Here is a 309-nt window from a genome sequence, read left to right as displayed (position 1 = left end):
CTGAGCATGTTTTGTCCAAAGAGTATCACGCGGATCTGCATGGCTACGTAGTGTGCTATGAAACCGAGGATGGATATATTCACTTTGACTGCACCAAAAAAACAAAACACAAAACGCTTCCAGAGCTGCTGAACGACCTGCGGAGAAAGTACAAGGTAAAGTCCATTCACCTTGTATTTGAAGCCACCGAAGCGAAAAAATTGTGTGCATGGTTGGACCACCTTTTTTCCCCGGGAATTCGAAGATATGTATTCATGTACGGAGAAGAAATAGAACCCGTGAAACCATATGAGTCCGATTTTAAGGAAT

Annotated in this window: 1 protein-coding gene; it reads left to right on the top strand. The window is 43.0% G+C overall.

Annotated features, from left to right (window positions below):
* Window positions 1-309 (top strand): hypothetical protein (locus tag RZO55_RS10975; protein ID WP_318064322.1); only part of this gene is annotated, 309 nt, incomplete at both ends.

The sequence above is a fragment of the Clostridium boliviensis genome (assembly GCF_033342255.1).
Lineage (GTDB): Bacteria > Bacillota > Clostridia > Lachnospirales > Lachnospiraceae > Lacrimispora > Lacrimispora boliviensis.
The sequence above is the reverse complement of the archived record's forward strand: the minus strand, read 5'-3'. Positions and strand labels throughout refer to the sequence as shown.